15 protein-coding genes and 1 other RNA gene are annotated in these 19,206 nt (G+C 45.7%); 7 read left to right on the top strand and 9 right to left on the bottom strand.

The features are described 5' to 3' along the window. The first annotated feature begins 241 nt into the window (after window positions 1-241). Window positions 242-940 (top strand): hypothetical protein, encoded by a 699-nt coding sequence (locus DXA74_RS02530; RefSeq protein ID WP_118525249.1) that lies wholly within the window; start codon window positions 242-244, stop codon window positions 938-940. Window positions 941-954: 14 nt separating this feature from the next. Here DXA74_RS02530 and DXA74_RS02525 read toward each other — a convergent pair whose 3' ends face one another. Together DXA74_RS02525 and ssrA are read right to left on the bottom strand one after the other, a co-directional pair. After that, window positions 955-1,560, bottom strand: coding sequence for a DUF1349 domain-containing protein (locus tag DXA74_RS02525; RefSeq protein ID WP_118525248.1), 606 nt, complete (start codon window positions 1,558-1,560; stop codon window positions 955-957). A gap of 52 nt (window positions 1,561-1,612) precedes the next feature. Beyond that, window positions 1,613-2,011: a transfer-messenger RNA gene (gene ssrA, locus DXA74_RS02520) on the bottom strand. Window positions 2,012-2,601: 590 nt separating this feature from the next. Between ssrA and DXA74_RS02515 the strand changes: the two genes are divergently transcribed. The 6 genes from DXA74_RS02515 (at window position 2,602) to DXA74_RS02490 (ending at window position 10,209) form a co-directional block, all read left to right on the top strand. Then, a complete protein-coding gene (locus DXA74_RS02515) occupies window positions 2,602-5,109 on the top strand; it encodes an SLBB domain-containing protein (protein ID WP_233550427.1) in 2,508 nt (835 codons plus the stop codon). A gap of 45 nt (window positions 5,110-5,154) precedes the next feature. Continuing rightward, on the top strand, window positions 5,155-6,204 hold the full coding sequence (locus tag DXA74_RS02510; RefSeq protein WP_158576006.1) for a chain-length determining protein: 1,050 nt from the start codon (window positions 5,155-5,157) through the stop codon (window positions 6,202-6,204). 54 nt (window positions 6,205-6,258) lie between these two features. Beyond that, the gene (locus DXA74_RS02505; protein WP_158576005.1) at window positions 6,259-7,263 is read left to right on the top strand and encodes an EpsG family protein; all 1,005 of its coding nucleotides are present in this window, start codon (window positions 6,259-6,261) and stop codon (window positions 7,261-7,263) included. Window positions 7,264-7,270: 7 nt separating this feature from the next. Beyond that, window positions 7,271-8,197 carry a glycosyltransferase gene (locus tag DXA74_RS02500; RefSeq protein WP_118525245.1) on the top strand — a complete coding sequence of 309 codons (927 nt, stop codon included), beginning with the start codon at window positions 7,271-7,273 and terminating at the stop codon, window positions 8,195-8,197. Between the two features lie 107 nt (window positions 8,198-8,304). Further along, window positions 8,305-9,390 (top strand): glycosyltransferase family 4 protein, encoded by a 1,086-nt coding sequence (locus tag DXA74_RS02495; RefSeq protein WP_118525244.1) that lies wholly within the window; start codon window positions 8,305-8,307, stop codon window positions 9,388-9,390. A 12-nt stretch (window positions 9,391-9,402) separates the two neighbouring features. Beyond that, window positions 9,403-10,209, top strand: a complete 807-nt coding sequence (locus DXA74_RS02490; protein ID WP_118525243.1) for a glycosyltransferase — start codon at window positions 9,403-9,405, stop codon at window positions 10,207-10,209. Between the two features lie 345 nt (window positions 10,210-10,554). Here the strand turns inward: DXA74_RS02490 and DXA74_RS02485 are convergent, their stop codons facing one another. The 7 genes from DXA74_RS02485 to DXA74_RS02455 all read right to left on the bottom strand — a co-directional run bounded on the left by DXA74_RS02485 (window position 10,555) and on the right by DXA74_RS02455 (window position 19,191). Then, complete coding sequence (locus tag DXA74_RS02485) at window positions 10,555-10,794, bottom strand: hypothetical protein (RefSeq protein ID WP_118525242.1); 240 nt, start codon at window positions 10,792-10,794, stop codon at window positions 10,555-10,557. After that, window positions 10,791-11,075, bottom strand: a complete 285-nt coding sequence (locus DXA74_RS02480; RefSeq protein ID WP_118525241.1) for a hypothetical protein — start codon at window positions 11,073-11,075, stop codon at window positions 10,791-10,793. The genes DXA74_RS02485 and DXA74_RS02480 overlap by 4 nt, the downstream gene beginning before the upstream one ends. Before the next feature lie 32 nt (window positions 11,076-11,107). Next, window positions 11,108-11,401 carry a hypothetical protein gene (locus DXA74_RS02475; RefSeq protein WP_118525240.1) on the bottom strand — a complete coding sequence of 98 codons (294 nt, stop codon included), beginning with the start codon at window positions 11,399-11,401 and terminating at the stop codon, window positions 11,108-11,110. Window positions 11,402-11,415: 14 nt separating this feature from the next. After that, window positions 11,416-14,472: a carbohydrate binding domain-containing protein gene (locus DXA74_RS02470; protein WP_118525239.1), complete on the bottom strand. Its 3,057-nt coding sequence runs from the start codon at window positions 14,470-14,472 to the stop codon at window positions 11,416-11,418. 6 nt (window positions 14,473-14,478) lie between these two features. Beyond that, window positions 14,479-15,546 (bottom strand): hypothetical protein, encoded by a 1,068-nt coding sequence (locus DXA74_RS02465; protein ID WP_147401006.1) that lies wholly within the window; start codon window positions 15,544-15,546, stop codon window positions 14,479-14,481. A 67-nt stretch (window positions 15,547-15,613) separates the two neighbouring features. Further along, the gene (locus DXA74_RS02460; RefSeq protein WP_118525237.1) at window positions 15,614-18,643 is read right to left on the bottom strand and encodes a hypothetical protein; all 3,030 of its coding nucleotides are present in this window, start codon (window positions 18,641-18,643) and stop codon (window positions 15,614-15,616) included. Between the two features lie 104 nt (window positions 18,644-18,747). After that, window positions 18,748-19,191, bottom strand: a complete 444-nt coding sequence (locus tag DXA74_RS02455) for a hypothetical protein (RefSeq protein WP_118525236.1) — start codon at window positions 19,189-19,191, stop codon at window positions 18,748-18,750. Window positions 19,192-19,206: the final 15 nt, after the last annotated feature.

The following is a 19,206-nucleotide window of genomic DNA, read 5'->3' as shown; positions in this document are numbered from 1 at the left end:
AAAAGGATTGAAATTTTATGTTCATCATATTGCGAATCTGATGTATCATTTCAGAAACAGAACTGTAAACAGGAGGGGCATGCCGACAGCATTTTATATTCATTGAGAACAAATGCAATTTTCATTTTGATGAAATGAAAAATTCATGCTGATGATTTTTTCAGAGAAAAAGGATAGGGGTTTTTAAACCTTTTTGCGTTTTAAAAACAGAATAAGTATTATAAGATAAAAAAGTGAACGGATGAAAATGATGATGAATGTTCAGAAACTGATTTTAGGATTATGCTGCCTGATGGGGCTGACCGGGCTTAAGGCTCAGACCTCAAGGCCGCCGAAGTTTGAAGTTGCTCTGCACGCTGGAGTGAACAACAGCTATGGCTGGGAGCTGGAGCCGGAGTTTTTTTACAATCCCTGCCGTTATTGGGGGATCGGTGCCGGTTTGGCCTATACCGGAATGCTCGGTACAGACAACCATCAAGGCGTTTCTGCCGACGGAAGATACCGTTGGCTGTTGGATGAGGACCGTCCCTGGTATCCGTTCAGCTTTCGTCCCAAGATGCGTCTGTCCACGCCGGTTTTTTCTTTGGGTTCAGACCGCGAGAGCGGATTCAGCATATCCCTGTATCCGGGTATTGTCGTGCCTTTTCCTATGAATCCGTCTTATACCGTAAATTATATTCCAAATGTAGACCAGTTTGTCGGGTCGCCGGTAAAAGTCGGCACTGTGAAGGGAAGCGGCGCGCGGCCGGTCTATTATTCGGCACGCGTGCAGCTCAACTATCATGTGGACCGCAATTTCCACATCTCTTTGGGATATACTCTCTCAGACTACGACCTGTATGGCGGTATGCGCCGGCTTCAGATAGAGGGAAAAGAACTGAATCTGCAAAATAAAAAGCTGATGCATCTGTTTACGCTCGGGGCGGCTTATGAGTTTTAGGACTGAAAGTTATTTCAGTCCGGTTGCTGTCCGTCATGGGCTTTCCAGACACATTCGCTCAGGGTCAGATTGCTGAATATCGCTTTGAACGATGAGTTTTCTGGTGAGCAGGCGTAAATGCCGAATTGTATTTTTCCGTCACCATGATGCATGTGGCAGATACGCATTTGAGTGAAATGTTCTCCGTCCTGTGAACACTCGATGCAGAAGTCGTCTTGTCGTCGTGAAAGGCGATACCACATCGTTTTTATTTTTGCGTCGATGGCTGTTGTGGCCCAGTCGGAATATCCGCAATTTGTGACGACGCTGCCCAAGTGTTGGAAGGTTTCATTTTCATATTCTACACTTCCTTTCAGCCAATTCTCGCTGTCAAGGTACATCACGATGCCGCATTGGTCAAAGCGGTGGTGGCTCTCGGAAAAGTCTGTTTTTACGGTGAAACTGAAAAATTTCTCTTCTGTTTCCATCTGAAAGACAGGGGCATTGTCGTTTTGAAAATGGTAATAGGTACGCTGCCAGAGATCGGTTTGAGGTTTTGTGACCACTTCGATGACCTCTTCATGGACTGCATAGCTCTGAGGCTTGCGTGTCCATTTGAATTTATTGATGTCTAGTTTCATAGATAGTATTAAAAAAGAAAAGCCGCTGAATTTCAGCGGCTTTTAAAATCTTTTGTGGAGCTGGAGGGAATCGAACCCTCGTCCAAACAGGGAAATCACATGCTTTCTACACGCTTATCCCGGCCTTCGGTTTTCGAGCAAAAGCAAGACCCGGGCCACCCACTTTTGCCTTATCCTCTAAAATTTCATCCCCTATGCGAGGCCATACGGAACTATCCCCGATTTAGCTGCACCACTGGATCAGAATGCTTCGGAGCAACAGCTTCTGAGTGATGTCTCGTTTCAGCACCTGGTGCCGAAATAAAGGTAATCTACTGTACTTCGATTACGCAGCGAGAGCGTAGTTGTTTTCGCCAGATAAATTTCTGGTAACTGAGATTATAGAGGCAATCACCGACCCTCTGCGTGCTTACACGCCATTCCATCCTGCTGTCAAATCCGTGTCAACCCCAAGATCTTTTCTGAATAAACTTTCTGCAAAGTTATATAGAAGTTTCGATTCCGCAAAGAATTTAACTTAAAAATAGACGGAAGTCTGTAAAATGCCTAATAATGTGGCCTATATTTGTTTCTACCGGAAAAATATGTTTATTTTGCAAACATTTAGACAATAGAATCTTTTGCAGGGAAAGTAAGGAAGAATGGCGTTTGAGCCATTATAAAAATATGGCGAACATGGAGGATGGAATGAACTTATGGGAGCGGAGTGTCAAACGTCTGTTTGACATCGTGGCATCGTTTCTTGGATTCATTCTACTGCTCGCTGTTTTTCTTGTGCTTTGCTTTTGCTTGGGGGGAGCCGTGACAGACCGTTTTTAAACTGAAACATCCAGGTAGTCAGGAGCATTTTATCTTTTGAATATTCGGACCGTATCCGAATGTTGTTCGGCCCTTGTATGGAGACTCTCGGGATGAATTGCCTCTGTCGTGGAATATCTTGATGAAGATCTATTGCGTGCATGGCTCATTGTTGATGATTTTGAAATTTGTTCAATCAACCGCCATCTTAATAATATATAAACGGAAAAAAATTGAAGCATTATGATAAAGAAAATTTTGGTTGCATTTTTTCTCTTTTGTGGTTTGGCACAAATGGTTTCTGCTCAAAGTACCATGTCGGATGAGCAGGTGATGCAGTATGTCCTGGAAGAAAATCAAAAAGGAACACCACAGAGTGAAATCATTTCTAACCTGATGAAACAGGGTGTGTCTTTAGATCAGATTCAGAGACTTAAAACCAAATATTCCAAGCAGAATGACGGAAGTGTCATGGGAGCTCAGGATTTAACAGGTGCTTCGCGTTTAAGAACGAATAACGGCAATACAAAAAATACGCTGAAAGGAAACTCCATGCGTAAGGGAGAAGAGCAGCAGATTGACTTTTCAACCATGTCGGCTTTTCAGAAACAGCAGTATCTGGAGAGACAGCAGAGCCAGTATCTTAACGGGCTGGGCTTTGTGCTGCCCGACTCTTCGGCCATGTTCAATGATATCATGAATCCGAAAGAAGAAACCAATAAAAAGAAAATTTTCGGTCATGACATCTTCAATAAGAAAGAACTGACTTTTGAAACGGATATGAATATTCCGGCTCCGGATGACTATCAGTTGGGAGCTGGGGATATGGTATTTATTGATGTTTCCGGAGCCTCACAGGTTTCTTTTAACGGAGAGGTTTCTCCCGAAGGAACGGTACATCTGGAAGGATACGGCCCGATTCAGGTGGGCGGATTGACTCTGGCACAGGCTAATGCTCAGGCACAACGTCTGTTGGGACGCTATTTTGCCGGATCACGCGTGACCTTGACCGTAGGCCAGACAAAGAGTATTACGGTGAATGTGATGGGAGAGGTTAACATGCCGGGTACCTATACACTTTCGGCTTTTGCAACTGTGTTTCACGCCTTATACATGGCCGGTGGTGCCAATGATATCGGTACATTGAGAAATATCAAGGTGTATCGGAACAACCGTCTGGTTTCTACCGTCGACCTCTATGACTATATTCTGAATGGAAAACTGTCCGGAAGTATTCGTCTGGCTTCCAATGATGTCATCGTTGTAGGGCCGTATGAAGCTTTGGTACAGGTAGCCGGAAAGGTAAAACGTCCGATGTATTATGAAATGCGTCCTACGGAAAGTGTGGCTACTCTGTTGAAGTATTCCGGAGGATTTGCCGGCGATGCCTATCAGGATCAGGTGCGACTGATCCGAAGCAATTCTGGACGTAAGGAAGTGTTCAGTATTGATGAGTTCCAGATGGGTACCTTTAAGGTTGCCGATGGTGACTCGATTTTTGTGGATTCCGTATTGGACCGTTATGCCAATATGGTAGAGATCAAAGGCGCCGTGTTCCGTCCCGGAATGTATCAGGTGGGTGGAAATGTGGCTACAGTGCGCCAATTGGTAGAGCAGGCCGGCGGACTTTCTGAGGATGCTTTCACAGCCCGTGCTGTCATGCATCGCCGTAAGGCTGACCGGACCTTGGAAGTAATCCCTGTTCCGATCAAGGAGATTATGGCCCACGAACAGCCGGATATTACTCTGAAGAATGAAGATGTATTATATATTCCGAGTCTGAAGGAAAGCCAGGATGAGCGCACACTTTCTATTTTTGGAGAGGTATATTATCCGGGTATCTATAATTATGCCGAGAATACTTGTATCGAGGATCTGGTGCTGCAGGCCGGTGGATTGAAGGATGCCGCTTCTACGGTCAAGGTGGATGTGTCTCGTCGTATTCGTAATGCCAAAGCGAAAAACCCATCATCTGTTGTGGCAGAGACTTTCACCTTCGAACTGAAAGACGGATTTGTCATTGACGGGGAGCCTGGATTCAAGTTGCAGCCGTTTGACGAAGTCTTCGTGAGAAAGAGCCCAGGCTATGTGGAGCAGAAGCACATCACCATTGAAGGTGAGGTGGCCTTTGCCGGAACTTATACGCTGACAACTAAGGGAGAGCGTTTGAGTGACTTGATTAAGATGGCGGGCGGACTGACTTCGGAGGCTTATCCGAAGGGAGCACGACTGATTCGCACCTTGACAGAGGCTGAACGTATGAAGCAGCAGTCTTTGAAGAAGTTTATCGTTTCAAAGGACTCTGCCGAAATCAAGAAATTTGATTTGAATAATATCCGTTACGTGGGTATTAATCTGGACAAAGCGATTGAAAATGAGGGTAGCAATGAGTGGGATCTGGTTTTGCAGGATGGCGACCGACTGATTATCCCTCAGTATTCAAATACGGTAACAATCAACGGAGAAGTGATGTATCCTAATTCCGTGGCTTACATGCCGGGAAAAGGATTGGACTATTATATCAACCAGGCGGGAGGATTCAGTGTCAAGGCACGTCGTAAGAAAGTGTTTGCCGTGAATATGAACGGTACGGTGACTCGTGTACGCAAGGCAAAGGATATTCAGCCGGGATGTGAGATTGTTGTGCCGACGAAAGAAGAAAGAAAGCGTGCGGTATCTCTTGGAGAGATCCTGAGCATTGGAACCACTGCAGCCGCTCTGGGTACGATGATTTCTACTTTGGTTAAATAAAAGTAAGGAAGAGTTTACTTCTTAATGAATTCAAAGAAAAAGAATATGAAGGAAAATTCAAATAGCTTTAAACTCCTGCATGGTGAATTGAAGTTCGACGCTTTGTTCAAGCTCATGTGGCGTTTTCGTAAATTATATCTCATCAATCTGGGAATTGCCTTTGTCGTAGCGGTGATTTATGCGCTCAGCTTGCCCCGCTATTATGAAACAAAAGTGTTGTTGGCACCGGAGTATTCCAACGGAGGTAGCAGTCTGGGTAATTTAGGCGGCCTGGCTTCATTGGCCGGCATCAATCTGGGAAGTATGGGAGGAGAGGATGCTCTTGTGCCTACTCTCTATCCGGATTTGATTGCTTCGACTGATTTCCTGGTGTCTTTGTTCGACGTGCAGATCATTACTAAAGATTCCACTTATCGTGGCTCTTTGAAGGAATATATGCAGAACGAGCAGAAGGAGCCTTGGTGGACAATGGGAATGAACAGCATTAAGAATCTGTTCAAAAGTCCGGAATCTGAGGATGGAAATGCGCTGACTCCAGATCCGTTCTATCTGTCCAAATCGGATATGATTATGACCAAAATGATAGCCGGTAAGTTTGAGTGCGCAGTGGATAAGAAAACAAATGTGATTACCCTGGTTGCTACCGATCAGGACCCTCTGGTATCAGCTCTGCTGGTTGATACGGTGCGGATGCGATTGCAGGATTTCATTACGGAATACCGTACAAAGAAGGCTTGCAATGATTTGGTGCGTATGGAGCAGTTGCGCGATGAGGCTGAACGTACTTATAAACGTAATCTGGATAAGTATACGGCCTATGCCGATGCCAACAGAGGTGTCGTCCTTCAGATTTATAAATCACAAATGGATGAACTGAAGAATGCCACGCAGACTTCGTATAATATCTACAATCAGTTGGTACAGCAGGTGGAGCTGGCCCGGTCTAAAGTGTTGGAACGCACACCGGCCTTTACGGTGATTCAGAATGCCACCGTACCGGTTTTGCCTGCCGGCCCCAAGCGTTCGTTGATTGTCATCATGTTCTGTTTCCTGACTTTCTTGGGAACAACCTGTTATATTATCTTTAAAAAATAGTGTGACCATTTAAATATGTTGCTGCTAGCTTCTTTTTACTTAATAGCCCTGGTTTTGTCTTTTTTTGTTTTCTTCGAAGACAAAAAGGATATCTATACACGCGGCTTTTTTGTGGCAGCGGCATTGGTACTCTGTTTGTTTGCCGCTTTACGTCCAATCGGAGCGGACGCTGATTCGCGTACGTATGCCTATTTGTATGAGAATGTGCGTGCTGAGTTTATCGAGTTGTCCTTTGTTTGGATTGTGCAGTTGGTGCATGTGCTGTTTGAAGATGTCCGTTGGCTTTTTGTGATCTATGCACTCTTGGCGATTCCGGTACATATTTATGGGGTGTTTCGCCTTTCGCCTTACATACTGTTGTCGTTGCTACTCTGGTTTGCACATTATTTCCTCATTCAGGATTATACTCAGATTCGTGTAGCCGTATCCATCGGACTGTGGTTCGTAGGCTTGGTGTATCTTGGTGACAACAAACGGTTGAAATATTTTTTTTTCGTCTTGTTGGCCATATTCTTTCATTATTCGGCCGTGGCCTATCTGTTGCCTCTGTTTTTCTCAAACAAGCCGCTCACGCTGAAAGGACGTTTCTTCTTGGGAGGAATTATCGTTTTTGTTTATGCACTGTATTTCGCGCATATTGATTTGATTGTATCGTTGCCAATTCCATACATGCAGAACAAACTGGATGATTATGAGCGAATGCGTGATATGGGAATTATGGGAGATGAGATCAATGTCTTCAATGTCATTTTCTTGTTTCGTGTCCTTCTGTTTTTTTATTTTCTGTTGAAATATTCCCGACTGGTGAAGCATTATCCCAATGCAACCTTACTGCTCAAGGTGTATTGCTGTTCTCTGGCTTCTTATGTAGGATTGGCAAGTTTGCCGATTGTGGCCGGACGTATCTGCGAACTTTATGGTGTCGTAGAGATTATTCTTTTCCCGATGCTTCTGAAAACCATACGTCCTTTAGCTTTTGGGCGTTTGTTGCTTGTTATCTTTGCGTTGGGATTGTTGTCCTTAAACTTATGGTATAATCAGTTGATTAATTTTATTTGAAAAACTTATGGAAAGTCCGGCTATCATAGATATTTTGCTTGCGACCTATAACGGGGGGCGTTATCTGATTCCTCAGATTCAGTCTTTGCAGAATCAAACCTTCCAGAACTGGCATTTATGGATTCATGACGATGGTTCCAAGGATGAAACGCCTGCATTGTTGGAGCGTTTTGTGCGCGAAGATTCTCGAATAACCTGGATTAAGGATGATGTCCTGCTGCATAGCGCTTCTGAGAATTTCATGCATTTACTGCGTTTTTCTACGGCCGATTATACCATTTGTTGTGATCAAGATGATATTTGGCTGGAAGACAAACTGCAAGTGCTTTATGATGCTATCCGTTGCCGCGACAATTCTCGCGTGCAGGCTGTTTATGGTAACGGCTATATGTATCATTGTGACCGGGGAGTTATTCAGGGACGTTCCGTGCTTACTCCTCCGGAAACATTAAAGGATGCGTTGTTTCTGAACGGTGGCATACAGGGATGTGCCATCTTGTTCAACCGAAAAATGCGTGAAATCTGTTTGGACCGTCCTCAGAAAATTGCCATGCACGATCATTTGTTTACCTTAGTAGCCCTTACTTTTGGTGAGTTTACGTTTGTTGACCGTTATCTGATGTTGTATCGGAGACATTCTGCTACGGTTACCGATGCTGTGGATGGTAATTTCCGCGAAAAGACAAGTGCATTTATCAGTAAGAAAAGTCCGATATTGGATTCTTCTCATTACGAAGCCATAAAAAGTTTTTATTCACACTACCGGAATCAGATTCCGGATTCAAAATTGAGAGTACTGGAGATCTTCTTCGGATTGGAGCATTGTGCACCATTCCGCAGATTATGGCGTGTGTGGAAGCATCACTTCAGATTATACAACCGCAGATATCTGTTACTGCTTAAGATGTTGGTCAGACCTTACATGAATCATTAAATGCAAGGTACAAAGTTATGACTTTAGGTCAAAATCTAAAGTAAAGTAGGATAAAGGCAAACAATAAAGGCTTTTTCAGAAAATCTTGTCTGTATATTTATCTTACCATGAAAATAATTTGTACCTTTGATTTAATATTAAGAGATAAGAGAATGGATATTGCCTTTATAATACCAAAAAGAGTAAATAGGGGGCCGGTTCTTGTTGTTCTGGAATTGGTAAGACAATTATTACTTCATAATCATCATTGCAAGGTGTATTATATGGATGAAGGGGGAGAACTTTCTTTTCCTTGTGAGACGGAGTATCTTTCTTTTTCCCAAACGATAGATTTTAATCGTTATGACATTGTGCATACTCATGGGATACGTCCGGATATATATGCTTTTTACCATAAGCCTCTTTCTTGCAAGGCAAAGCTGGTTTCTACAATGCATAACTATATTCTCCGTGATTTGGCTTATGAATATAATAAGGTTGTGGCGCAGGTATTCGGACGAGTGTGGCTTTGGTCTTTGAAGCGCCATGATAAGATTGTAACCTTGAGCCAGGATGCTTTAGGATATTACCGTTCCTTTTTGCCGGAGTCTAAGTTAGCTTATGTTTATAACACCCGATCATTGGATCAGACGAAAGTGCTGCCACAAGCACTTCGCGAACAAATCATAGCCTTTAAAGGAGATAGTTTTCTGATTGGAGCAAATGCTATCTTAACGAAAAGAAAAGGCATCGACCAATTAATAAAAGTACTTCCGGGTTTACCATTTTGTAAACTGCTTGTGGTAGGAGAAGGTAAAGAAAAGATAGGTCTTGAGAATTTATGTGTTGAGATGGGGGTGACTGATCGGGTACTGTTTTTAGGTTATCAGGAGGATGCTTATCGTTTTCTACCGTATTATGATCTCTTTGCCATGCCAAGTCGTAGTGAAGGTTTTGGATTGACCATTTTGGAAGCGGCACAATATCACAAGCGCCTTTTATGCTCGGATATTCCGATTTTCCGCGAGTTGCTGACGGAGAAAGAAACGGTATTCTTTACATTGGAGAATGAGGAGTCTTTGCGCAAGGCCATTCTTTATTTGAAAGATCATCCGGAAAAAGGCGATTGCTTATATGAGCGTTATGAGCAATATTTTTCTCCGGAATGTTTTTATCGTGGTTATGAGAAGATATATAATTCTTTGTTGGATTAAATTTTAGGTTTCATGTTTTCTGTATTATTATCAGTATATTCTGGTGAACATGCCGAGTATTTAGATCAGGCCTTATCAAGCATTGTTCATCAAACTTTAATGCCAGCAGAGATTGTGTTGGTTAAGGATGGCCCCTTGACAGACGCCTTGGAGCAAGTCATTGATACGTATTTGAGTGCTTATGAGAATTTGATAAAAATAGTAGAGCTTCCTTGTAATCAGGGATTAGGACATGCCTTGAACGAAGGTTTGAAAGCATGTAGCTTTGATTTGGTGGCTCGTATGGATACTGACGATATTGCCAAACCGAATCGTTTTGCCAAACAGATGGAGGTGTTCTCCAAATATCCGTATTTGGATATTTGCAGTTCTTGGATTGAGGAATTCGAATCAAGTCCTCAATGTCTGTTGGCCGTGAAAAAAGTGCCCGAGAAGCATGAGGAAATTATTCAGTACGCCAGACATCGTTGTCCTGTAAATCATCCCGCAGTTATGTATCGAAAGCATGTTGTTCTGGGGGTCGGTGGGTATGAAGGCTTTCCCGAAGACTATCGTTTATGGATTAAAATGATTTTACATGGCTGTAAATTCTACAATATTCAGGAGAGTTTGCTTTATTTCCGCTTCTCTCGTGCCACGATAAAGAGACGTGGCGGTATGAAATATGCTATTTCGGATGTACTTTCTCAATGGGGCTTTTACAAGCTTGGATTTTTGAGTTTGTTTGATTTGGTTTACAATATCTCCGTGAGAAGTATCGTGCGTCTTGTTCCGACTAATGTTCGTTTCTTGATTTATAAGAAATGTATGAGACGATAAAACAACAGCATCCAGTCTGTCAAAAGAAAGACTGGATGCTGTTGTTTTTATGAATAAAGGTGGCATTTACAAACCGCAAAACGATTTGTGATGTATTGGCAAAACAAAATGTTTTGATTTAAAATGTATTTGTTTTCATTAACTCAAAACGATTTGTGTATTTTTATTTTGCACTAAAATAGTGATTTATATAAATGTCATTTAAACTTTGCTTAAATGCTCTATAATTATTATATTTGCATTGCCAATCATTATTTAACAATATAAAAACAACGAGTATGATGGAGGTCTTAAGCCCCCAGTCACGTACTCGTTGCGTGTGTTAATTAATGATTGGCGTCTTAATTACAGGCTGGGGGCTTTTTTAACTCCATACCCAACAAGAACCCCAATCAAGGTAAGCCCCCAATCAATCCAATCCCAGGCACCGCCATGCGCCCGATCCTTATATTCTAGGGCTGAAGCAATGCCCACACCGGACAAAGTTGCACAATACCAATCGTCGGCCATCAATCCGATAGCCATACCACCAACAAGGTGTTTGTAGTGGTTACTCTGTTTGAGCCAATCCCATACTTTTCTCATACCGATAAAATGTTAAATAGTACTCCCAGAGCAACAGCAGCATATACCGTTGCGCATCCCACCAGACAGGCGACAAGGCTCTGCCAGCATACTTTTCCGTCCACCACCAACGATATAGCCAGCGTCAGTACCAGCATGGCAATAGCGCCTATGCTGACGATTCCGATTTTACCGGCATTGCTCAGATCATTCTCTTGGAGCATTGCCACAAATGTCAGTAATGAACAAACATAACCAGAGGTTACCAATGTTACATAGTTCTTCTTGATTAATTCTTTCATACTATTTTTGTTTTATGGTTATTATAATTTGATTATATCATTAGTTTCTTGATCTCCTCTACAATCGCTGTAAATTCATCTATGTAAGTACTCGTCTTGTCTGAATACGGGAAACCTGACATCGAAATTTGATCACTGTTGTAGTCCATACTGCCTACATTCACAAGGTTTCCTTCTTGTCTTTCGGAAATTTCTACATGAATGGCTTGTAAGCTCTTTTTTCCATCATATTCGTCATACTGATAACGCACGCTATAAGTCGCATTCTCGGTTTCTGTTCTTGCATCAACGATACTTGCGCTTCTGATTGTCTTTAATTCGTTCATAGTTGTTTTTGTTTTTAATTAATATAATCTAACTCATTTATCTCTTCGTATGGTAAGGATATAGGGTTGTTTTCACATATAATTCCGTCCACAACTTGTCCTCCACCAACCGCTCCATTATATCCTCTGTAATATTTTCCATTTTTATATACTTCGGAACCAAAAGAACCAAATGCGAACGACCGGTCAACTTTTCCATACGCATCAACATGTTCGATTTTTATAACTTTTGGTGAAACTCTACAACGGCAATTGTTGGCTTTGTCTATCATTACAATTTCTTCATTGCCAAAAAGAGCATATAGTTTGTTCATACCGCTTCCACTATTCTTTCTATATCCGATAATCTTCCAATATGCCCCAAGTATACCCTTGCCATACACATCATTAATGCCTCCCATTCTTGCATCCATTCTATACGGATTTGACCCAACAGTTTCAAGTCCCCAAAAGTTAATCGTTGCATCGTCTCCATTTACATACAGACTTACAGGAGGCTTAACGCCTCTTGTTTGTAAGAAGTTTACCGTTAGATTATCCACATCTATATTCTCGGCAGCCAGCAACGGCTTGCCGTCCTTTGTCGTGAACATGGCAATCTGCTTTCCAGTGTTATCCTGAATCAATGTATTGTCAGCGGTGAATATCATCTTGCGGTTGAGAATATCAATGCCGGTATCCAACAGCCTTTCGTTCTCAGACGCACTCCAAGGTGTGGCCAGGCTTCCCCGCTCCACTTTGAGGTTCCGGATATATACGGTGGCTCCCCCTGTGCCCAGTCCGTATATGATAATAGACGCTTTATTGGTTTTCAGTGTCTGTGTTACACTGATTCTTTTCCAGCTATTGAGTGGATGACTGGATATATTGATCGTGTTGGATGCGCTAACTCCACCGTCTTCGAACCCCACGGCAATCTGTGAGGGCACGGATGCTTTTTTATACAGGTCAAAACTGACCGTGAAAGTTGCTCCTTCGCATACATACGCTTTCCCCTGATCCGACAAGCCTCGGAACAAACCGCAATAATTGGCAGAGAACCATAGCTGTAAGCACTTCCCGGCCGCAGAATCATTGACTACCGAAGCTGTATATGTCCCACTTGCCCCATTGGTGTACCATCCTTTGATGTCATTTTGAAATGACGAATTATCAATCAGATTCTCTCCCCCTATTGATTGGTTGATTTTAAGGCCAATGCTTTCGGCGGTCTGTTTGATTTCGCTGGATAACACTTCATTGTCCCATTTGGACGGATACCAAGGCATTGGATCTGTAAGACCGTCATCCGGCACGTCATAAGCTCTTATCTCGGATATGGTGATTTTGCCTCCCGACACATAATCTATACGGATTTGCGCCGGCCCATCACCAGTAAGTGTCGGAGCTGTATTGGTGTTCCGGTAGATCACATATTCCTTATTTGCCGAGACAACTGTGGAAGCGGTAAGGCCATTGTACGCCCACCCACCAACATTGGACGTCTGCAAGCATATTCTGGACGAGGAAGTGAATACACATCCATCGAACTTTACTTTAAAGGCTGCTCCGTATTTTTTCCCCGACAAGGCACGGTTAATGATCCAGTCATTAAGAATCACCTGGTTTGCTTTGTTTTCCCCGGTCACTACAATGGCACTTTGGGTATTGGTGATGTAGTTTAGCCCGCCGCCGGATATTTCTTTCCTGACCGTTAAGGTGATCTGATCGGGCAATTGCGCTATATCTGAGGAATTCTTCTCAATTTTGGCTTTGACATCTTCAGGTGATGGCGACCAATCGGTGGCCTTTGTACTCTCTTCCAGTTTGATCTGGGTCAGGCTTAGCAGCACGTTGGCTTCGGCGATGTTAATGGTCAGGCTACCGGCATTCTTCGCCACGTATGTCACCGTATATCGCTTCCACGCCGTTGTCACCGCGAAACTGTTCAAATTATACGCTTCTCCGGCTTTGATGGTTACCGCTTTAGCTGCTTTAGCGTAAAAGGACAAGGAATATTTCTTGCCCACCTCATGCCATAGCCCAGTATAAAAAGGGGCTTGGCTAATTCGATTGCCTGCAATATCTCCAACGCCCGCATGTTTGAATTCAAGATACGTGCCGTAAACTGAGTCTGTTTTGACTTGTGCAGTCGTTTGGTTCAGATTCCAACCGGTAGTCCCTTGGGAAAAGTCGGAGTTTTTCACAATGTTTCTGCCACTCACCTGAATACCATCCACCGCACCGTCTACAATAGCCTGTACGGTCTTTCCCCCTACAGACAGGTGCAGACCATCCGGATCATAGAGTTTACCGTCAGCCGTCAGCGTAAGCCCGCTTTTGGTATGCTTAATATAGCCGTTGGTCATTTCCCAGCCGGTAGATTTGTTTGTGTCGCCTACAAACAGGCGGGCGGCTCCCAGTACGTCGATATAGCCCTTGTTGGCCAGCAGAACCGAGGTGGCCACATTGATGAACTCATTGAACGGCTCCCATTTGGAAGATTCAAAAGATACGGCCGAGGTATGTGTGGCCTTTACGATATATACCGAACTGTTATAAATAACAACGTCCCGATACTGATCGTTGTAGACATACTGCGTCTGGGCGGTCCATGTTCCGCGCGGACGGAGCATACAGCCTTGCTTTCCGTCGTCGCCTGGTTTGCCCGGATCTCCGGTATCGCCTTTTTTCTGTTTGACAACCGCCACTCTTTTGGTAATGGAAGCCTTGCCATCCACAGAGCAAACAATCTCCACATACGCGCTGTCGGCGCTCATGGTATTGATATAGAACTTCTCATTGCTTCCTGACATCTGGGCGGCGGTACACCCGGATATCGTGCCGAACTTCCAGGCACATATACCGGCCGTTGATGCGGCGCTGGAATAGCGCATGGTGAGCTTTGTTGCCCCACGGTAAGCGGAGAGGGCAAACACAGCCTTCCCCGAAGGACCCAGCTCACCGCCCAGGGCATTGCCGGACGGATCGCAAGCAACCGCATGTGTGTCGTGGTTGAGGATAACGCTGTAAGCGTCGTCCCCATCCTTGTAGTTCCAGATTGTGATTTGTCCTCTCGCTATAATTTCCATATTCTTTTATTTTTCGCTTGATTTCATGGTGCTGGCAGCTGCGGCAGTACCCTTGCTTACATCACAAACAAAAGTTGCCTTCTGGTCGATGTCTGTTGCCGGAACAGTGAGCTTCTTGCCTGTCTTGCTGCCGGTGGTGTTCCAGTCTTCATCTGCGGTTCCAGTCTTGTCATGTTTGTACCAGGTATAGGTATATCCGGTGCCTTCCTTGTCGATTTCAACACCTGCACGCCACAGTTCTGCGGTCAGTTCGGTGTTGCCCTGTCCATTGACAATCTTGTCTCCGGTACTACTGGAAATATGCACCTGTATAGGATCTGACGCATCACGGAAGGAAGCATATGCAGTGAATGTTTTATTATGTGTAGCGCTACCAGAATCAGTGTCAGTAATAGTTACGCGCACATTCAGGAAGTTCAGGACCGCATCTTTGGTCAGTGTCAAGGTCTTGGTTGTTGCCCCGGAGAAACCGCCGGCATTCGTGATCGTCGTCCATGAACCACTGGATTCCTGTTTTTCCCATTTATAAGTGACATTCGTCGTATCCTCCTGGCCGCCGCGCAAGAAATAAGCCACAGCTTGTAAAGATTCCGGAGTATCGTTGATAAAGTCCATACCCTGTGGCTGCTGCACGGTCAGAACTGGGGATGCGGTACCGGTTTCTACCTTGTTCAGAGTGATAACCGCTTTTACTGGTGTGGTCAGTCCGCTTTCCGGATCGGTGTAAGTTCCTTCGAACTGCACATTGTAACTGGTGGCTGCCGTCATGTTCTGCTTGATGGTCAAAGCGTATGGAGCAGATGCAGCTGCGGTTCCGCCCACTTCTGATACCGGTTTTCCGTTCACCGTCCACTTTGGGCTGGTAACACGACTGATCACGCTGCTGGTGGTTCCTGCCACAAACACTTCCGGAGTGATGACCAGGAATGATCCGGTACTCCAATCCGGAGCGTACACTTTAGTGTCTTTGTTATAAAGCTGAGTTAAGCCGACGTTAGTGGTCAGCATACTGTTAATCGCTACCGCATCGTTCAAATCGACGATGGTAATTTGTCCTCTTGCAATTGTTGCCATTTTGTTAATTGTTTAGATTGTGTATAAATAGTTTCTGAATACTGTTTAAATAGCTTTTAATATTGGGTCAGATTGTTACGATACAGTCAAAGTTTGACCGTCCTTCCACATCATCCGGAATGATCCGGATGCGCGATCCTACTCCTTGGTGCGTTTTGTTCCAGATGGCATCTGCTTCTGTATTCCGGCTGGTCCGTTGCCAGCTGAAGCGACCGGCTGGCAAAGAGGACGTGATGTCTGCATCGCCCTGGCGTACCACGGCATACAGTTCGGTTTCGCCCTGTCCGTTTTGGAAAAACAGTCCGTTGGTGCTGTAGACGCTTACTACCACGGCATCCTTGCCTTCGCTCACCGTCTGGAGCCAGTCGGTGGCCGCGATGGACGGTTCCTGGGTGGTCGGTTCGTCCGAAATACAGAGCCATGTGGACCCGTTGTGCGTCACTTCATCGTTCTTGTAATATGTTCCGGCTTTCCATTCCCCCTTCCATGCCGGTACAGGGGTTTCCGTCACCCCGTCGCCGCTGATCTGCCGGATGGTGCCGGTCATGTAGATGTTTCTCAGGAAGGCACTGTATCCGCTCATGTCCATTCCGTTCAGGCGCATGCCATCCAGATTACCCATCATCATCACGATGTTGCGTTCGGTGATGTCCCAGTCGTTTACATCTTTCAGATATCGGGTGTATTCCCGGGTGGTGTAGGCCGATTTCTGGCGGTCCGGGTTCGTAAAGTTTCCGTAGGCCACAAAGTGCATGGCCGTGAGCGGGTGCATTTCATATCCCGGCCTCAGTGTGTAGCGGAAGGTGCTTTCGCCCAATACCTCCGTAATGCGGAAAAAACAGGTGCTGAAGCCGGTTCCTGAATGGAAGATGCCTTTGCAGATGTCATCCACTTCAAGGGCAGCGGCTTCGCCTTCTTCCAGTTTAAGGGTCAGAATTAAGGCTTCTGTATCGGCCGATTCGATGATACCGCCGCCCGGCGCACTCCATTGCTCGTCGGTGATGACTGTAACCCGGTTGTAGCGCAGTTCCGGCGTTTCCAAAAACTCGCGGAGATTTATTCCGTTAAACCAGGCATTTCCCTTGGCATCCACATTCCAGCCAAAACCGGTCAGTCCGGGGACATAGGATTTACTGCCGACCGGGCCTTTGAAATCAGCCTTATTGCCATGTAGCACGGCACTGTCACCGTCGTTGTTGATGGTTTCGGTCTGCACGTTGGTTGCGATGGCTGTGGCTGTACGTATTTCCGTCGGCGTGATTATGGTTTTCAGCAGTCCATCCTGCACGGTAATCAGATCGGCCAGCAGTCCGTTTTGCACTTCCGCTCCTCCGGTTACCAGCAGCCTGTTGATTTCAGCCTGCACCTTGACAAGCAGGTTTTGTAGGATGGCCTTGCCTTCGGCGGTAATCTCTGCTTTGCTACCAACCAGCAATGATACGACTTGCGCCACACCTTCGGCTGTTATCTCGGCCTTGTTGGCACCAAACACAGCTCCGTCCAACAAGGTAAGCAGATGACTGGTGCTGTCGGCCTTATCTTTACGCAAAAAAGTTGCCAATGAACGCAGGGCGGAAAAGACATTGTTGTCGCTCGGTGTTTTGGTGTCTGTGGTCTTGATCACGTCGATGCTGGCCTGTTCCGCCTGGCGTTGCAGTTCGTAGTGTAGGGATGACAGCTGATTGTCCACGCTTTTTTTCCAGCCGGTGCCGATCTGTTCGGCAAAGGTCACGGTTGCATCGGTCAGACGGCAAAGCTTGCGTACGACCTTGGTGATACGGGTGTTCTGAAAACCATCCTCAAAATACAGATCCGACTCCAGTCGCACGGTCTGGCCGATGCGCAACGGCATGGCCTGTTTGGCGCAGTGGATATAGTCTGTGCTACCGCTGTAAGCCACCGGCTCGCCGGAATAGTTGGCTACAAAGTCATTTACAGCGGTCTCATAGCGTTTTTCTGCCTCGGTAATGTATTCCTGAGGCATGATCATGTTCCAGGGAAAATACTGGTTGCCCACGATTGGCACGATATTGCCGCCCGGAACCTGTGTATTTTCGTCGAGCCAGATGTTGATTATTTCCCACTCTTTGGTATCCTTGTGCCACTCCGCCTGGAAGCTCTTGTTGGTGTCGTCGCCATATCCTTGCAGATCTCCTGTCTGAAACGAGAGCATGAAGGTCTGTTCCGGCAGAGCCTGCGGTTCCCAGGTCATACCGCTGTCCTTGATGTAGTACACGGTAAATTTCTTTCCGTTTTCGTCTGTTTTGGATTCGGAGCGCACGGCCGTCACCGTGCCGATATACTGCGGAAAGATGCCTGCGAAAGCATCTTCCTCACTATCCTCAAACACACCGTAACGGTCCGTGTTGTGGTCTACGAATGTGGCCCGTGAGGGCAGTTGCAGACGTGATGATCCGTAAGTGGATACGTTGATGTTACGCGTTGAACCGAGCGAGAACAAACGGGTGAAGAAGCGCACCTTGTCGCTGTTGTCTTCCGGTGTCAGACTGGTAAGCCCATTGCCATAACCTAAAGTGACCCGTTCGCCGCGCTCACATTTGCACAGGTTGATGACATAGCCGTCCGCCCACATTTCCGTTTCGTAAGTGCTCGCAATACCGTTACTGCCGAAAGCGGCATCCCAGCAGTTCACATTCCGGTAGTCTATATTCTTGTTTTCGCCGGTGATGACCGAGCCGATAGTCCACAGTTCCGATCCAGCCAGACGGTTCATGTTGTCCACCCACTTCTGCAAGTGCTCTCGAGGACCACCCCACAGCGAAAACTCACTGATCAGCCCGCCATCCGTTTCTGTTTTCATCAGAGCCTGCTGTGCATCATGGATTGGAGCATAAAAACGCAAGGAATAACTGTATGACTGTCTGTTCTTCATTTTTGGCCGATAGGTACTGCGGGCTTTGTAGCGGACGCCCGCCACTTCGATATAGTCGTTTACCTCAATGGGTCGGAACTCAAAGGTGTCAAAGCTCAGGCTTACACTGCATTCTCCGCCCACCTCTTCGGTCACGGTTGAGGAGTCCGACGGGCTTACCGTCAGTTTCAAAGATCCGTCCTTGCTGTATATGTTCAGTTCCATAAATTGCTTTTTTGATGTTGTTTAAAACGGCGTTTGAATACCGTCTGAATACTGTTTAAATCCTGTTTGGTTTCCGGACGCCAATGCGAAAAGGCTACCGGGTATTATTGCGGTTTTGGTTCCCGAAAGGTCACTTTGAGGATAACACCTTTGATCCGTGGGTCACCCCGGTACCACTCCGGAGCATCCGCGCTTTTGTAGTACATGCGATAAGTCCGCAGATCCTTGATGCTGAAGTCCAGCCAACCGGACACCAGGCGGCTCAGGAAGTCCCGGTAACGGGTCAGTAACGTGCTGTCCGTATCGGCCAGGATGCAGAACTGCAAGGTGCGGTCAATGGCCTGCAGCTGCACGTCGAGCGTGTCCGGCAGATCCTCGCCCGTGCGTTCTCGGAAATCCACAGCCGTGTATTCCTTTACTGCCGGCATGGCCAGCAGGGCATCCATGTTGGTATGGGCCTCGGCCGATGTCTCGGCCAGAAAAGCCCCGTAATTCGTGTAAATATCTGTGCCTCCTATGCTGCACAGTCCGGTCAGATCCATGCTCATAATCTTTTCAGAATT

It is taken from the genome of Bacteroides sp. OF04-15BH, from assembly GCF_003477995.1.
In the GTDB taxonomy this organism is placed as follows: Bacteria; Bacteroidota; Bacteroidia; order Bacteroidales; family Bacteroidaceae; genus Paraprevotella.
The sequence above is the reverse complement of the archived record's forward strand: the minus strand, read 5'-3'. Positions and strand labels throughout refer to the sequence as shown.

Bases quoted from the DNA above. Each gene is read 5' to 3' on its own strand.
- DXA74_RS02470 (WP_118525239.1), bottom strand. From the start codon at position 14,472: ATGGAAATTATAGCGAGAGGACAAATCACAATCTGGAACTACAAGGAT.
- DXA74_RS02515 (WP_233550427.1), top strand. From the start codon at position 2,602: ATGATAAAGAAAATTTTGGTTGCATTTTTTCTCTTTTGTGGTTTGGCA.
- DXA74_RS02500 (WP_118525245.1), top strand. From the start codon at position 7,271: ATGGAAAGTCCGGCTATCATAGATATTTTGCTTGCGACCTATAACGGG.
- DXA74_RS02455 (WP_118525236.1), bottom strand. From the start codon at position 19,191: ATGAGCATGGATCTGACCGGACTGTGCAGCATAGGAGGCACAGATATT.
- DXA74_RS02490 (WP_118525243.1), top strand. From the start codon at position 9,403: ATGTTTTCTGTATTATTATCAGTATATTCTGGTGAACATGCCGAGTAT.
- DXA74_RS02510 (WP_158576006.1), top strand. From the start codon at position 5,155: ATGAAGGAAAATTCAAATAGCTTTAAACTCCTGCATGGTGAATTGAAG.
- DXA74_RS02525 (WP_118525248.1), bottom strand. From the start codon at position 1,560: ATGAAACTAGACATCAATAAATTCAAATGGACACGCAAGCCTCAGAGC.
- DXA74_RS02475 (WP_118525240.1), bottom strand. From the start codon at position 11,401: ATGAACGAATTAAAGACAATCAGAAGCGCAAGTATCGTTGATGCAAGA.
- DXA74_RS02480 (WP_118525241.1), bottom strand. From the start codon at position 11,075: ATGAAAGAATTAATCAAGAAGAACTATGTAACATTGGTAACCTCTGGT.
- DXA74_RS02465 (WP_147401006.1), bottom strand. From the start codon at position 15,546: ATGGCAACAATTGCAAGAGGACAAATTACCATCGTCGATTTGAACGAT.
- DXA74_RS02460 (WP_118525237.1), bottom strand. From the start codon at position 18,643: ATGGAACTGAACATATACAGCAAGGACGGATCTTTGAAACTGACGGTA.
- DXA74_RS02485 (WP_118525242.1), bottom strand. From the start codon at position 10,794: ATGAGAAAAGTATGGGATTGGCTCAAACAGAGTAACCACTACAAACAC.
- DXA74_RS02495 (WP_118525244.1), top strand. From the start codon at position 8,305: ATGAAAATAATTTGTACCTTTGATTTAATATTAAGAGATAAGAGAATG.
- DXA74_RS02530 (WP_118525249.1), top strand. From the start codon at position 242: ATGAAAATGATGATGAATGTTCAGAAACTGATTTTAGGATTATGCTGC.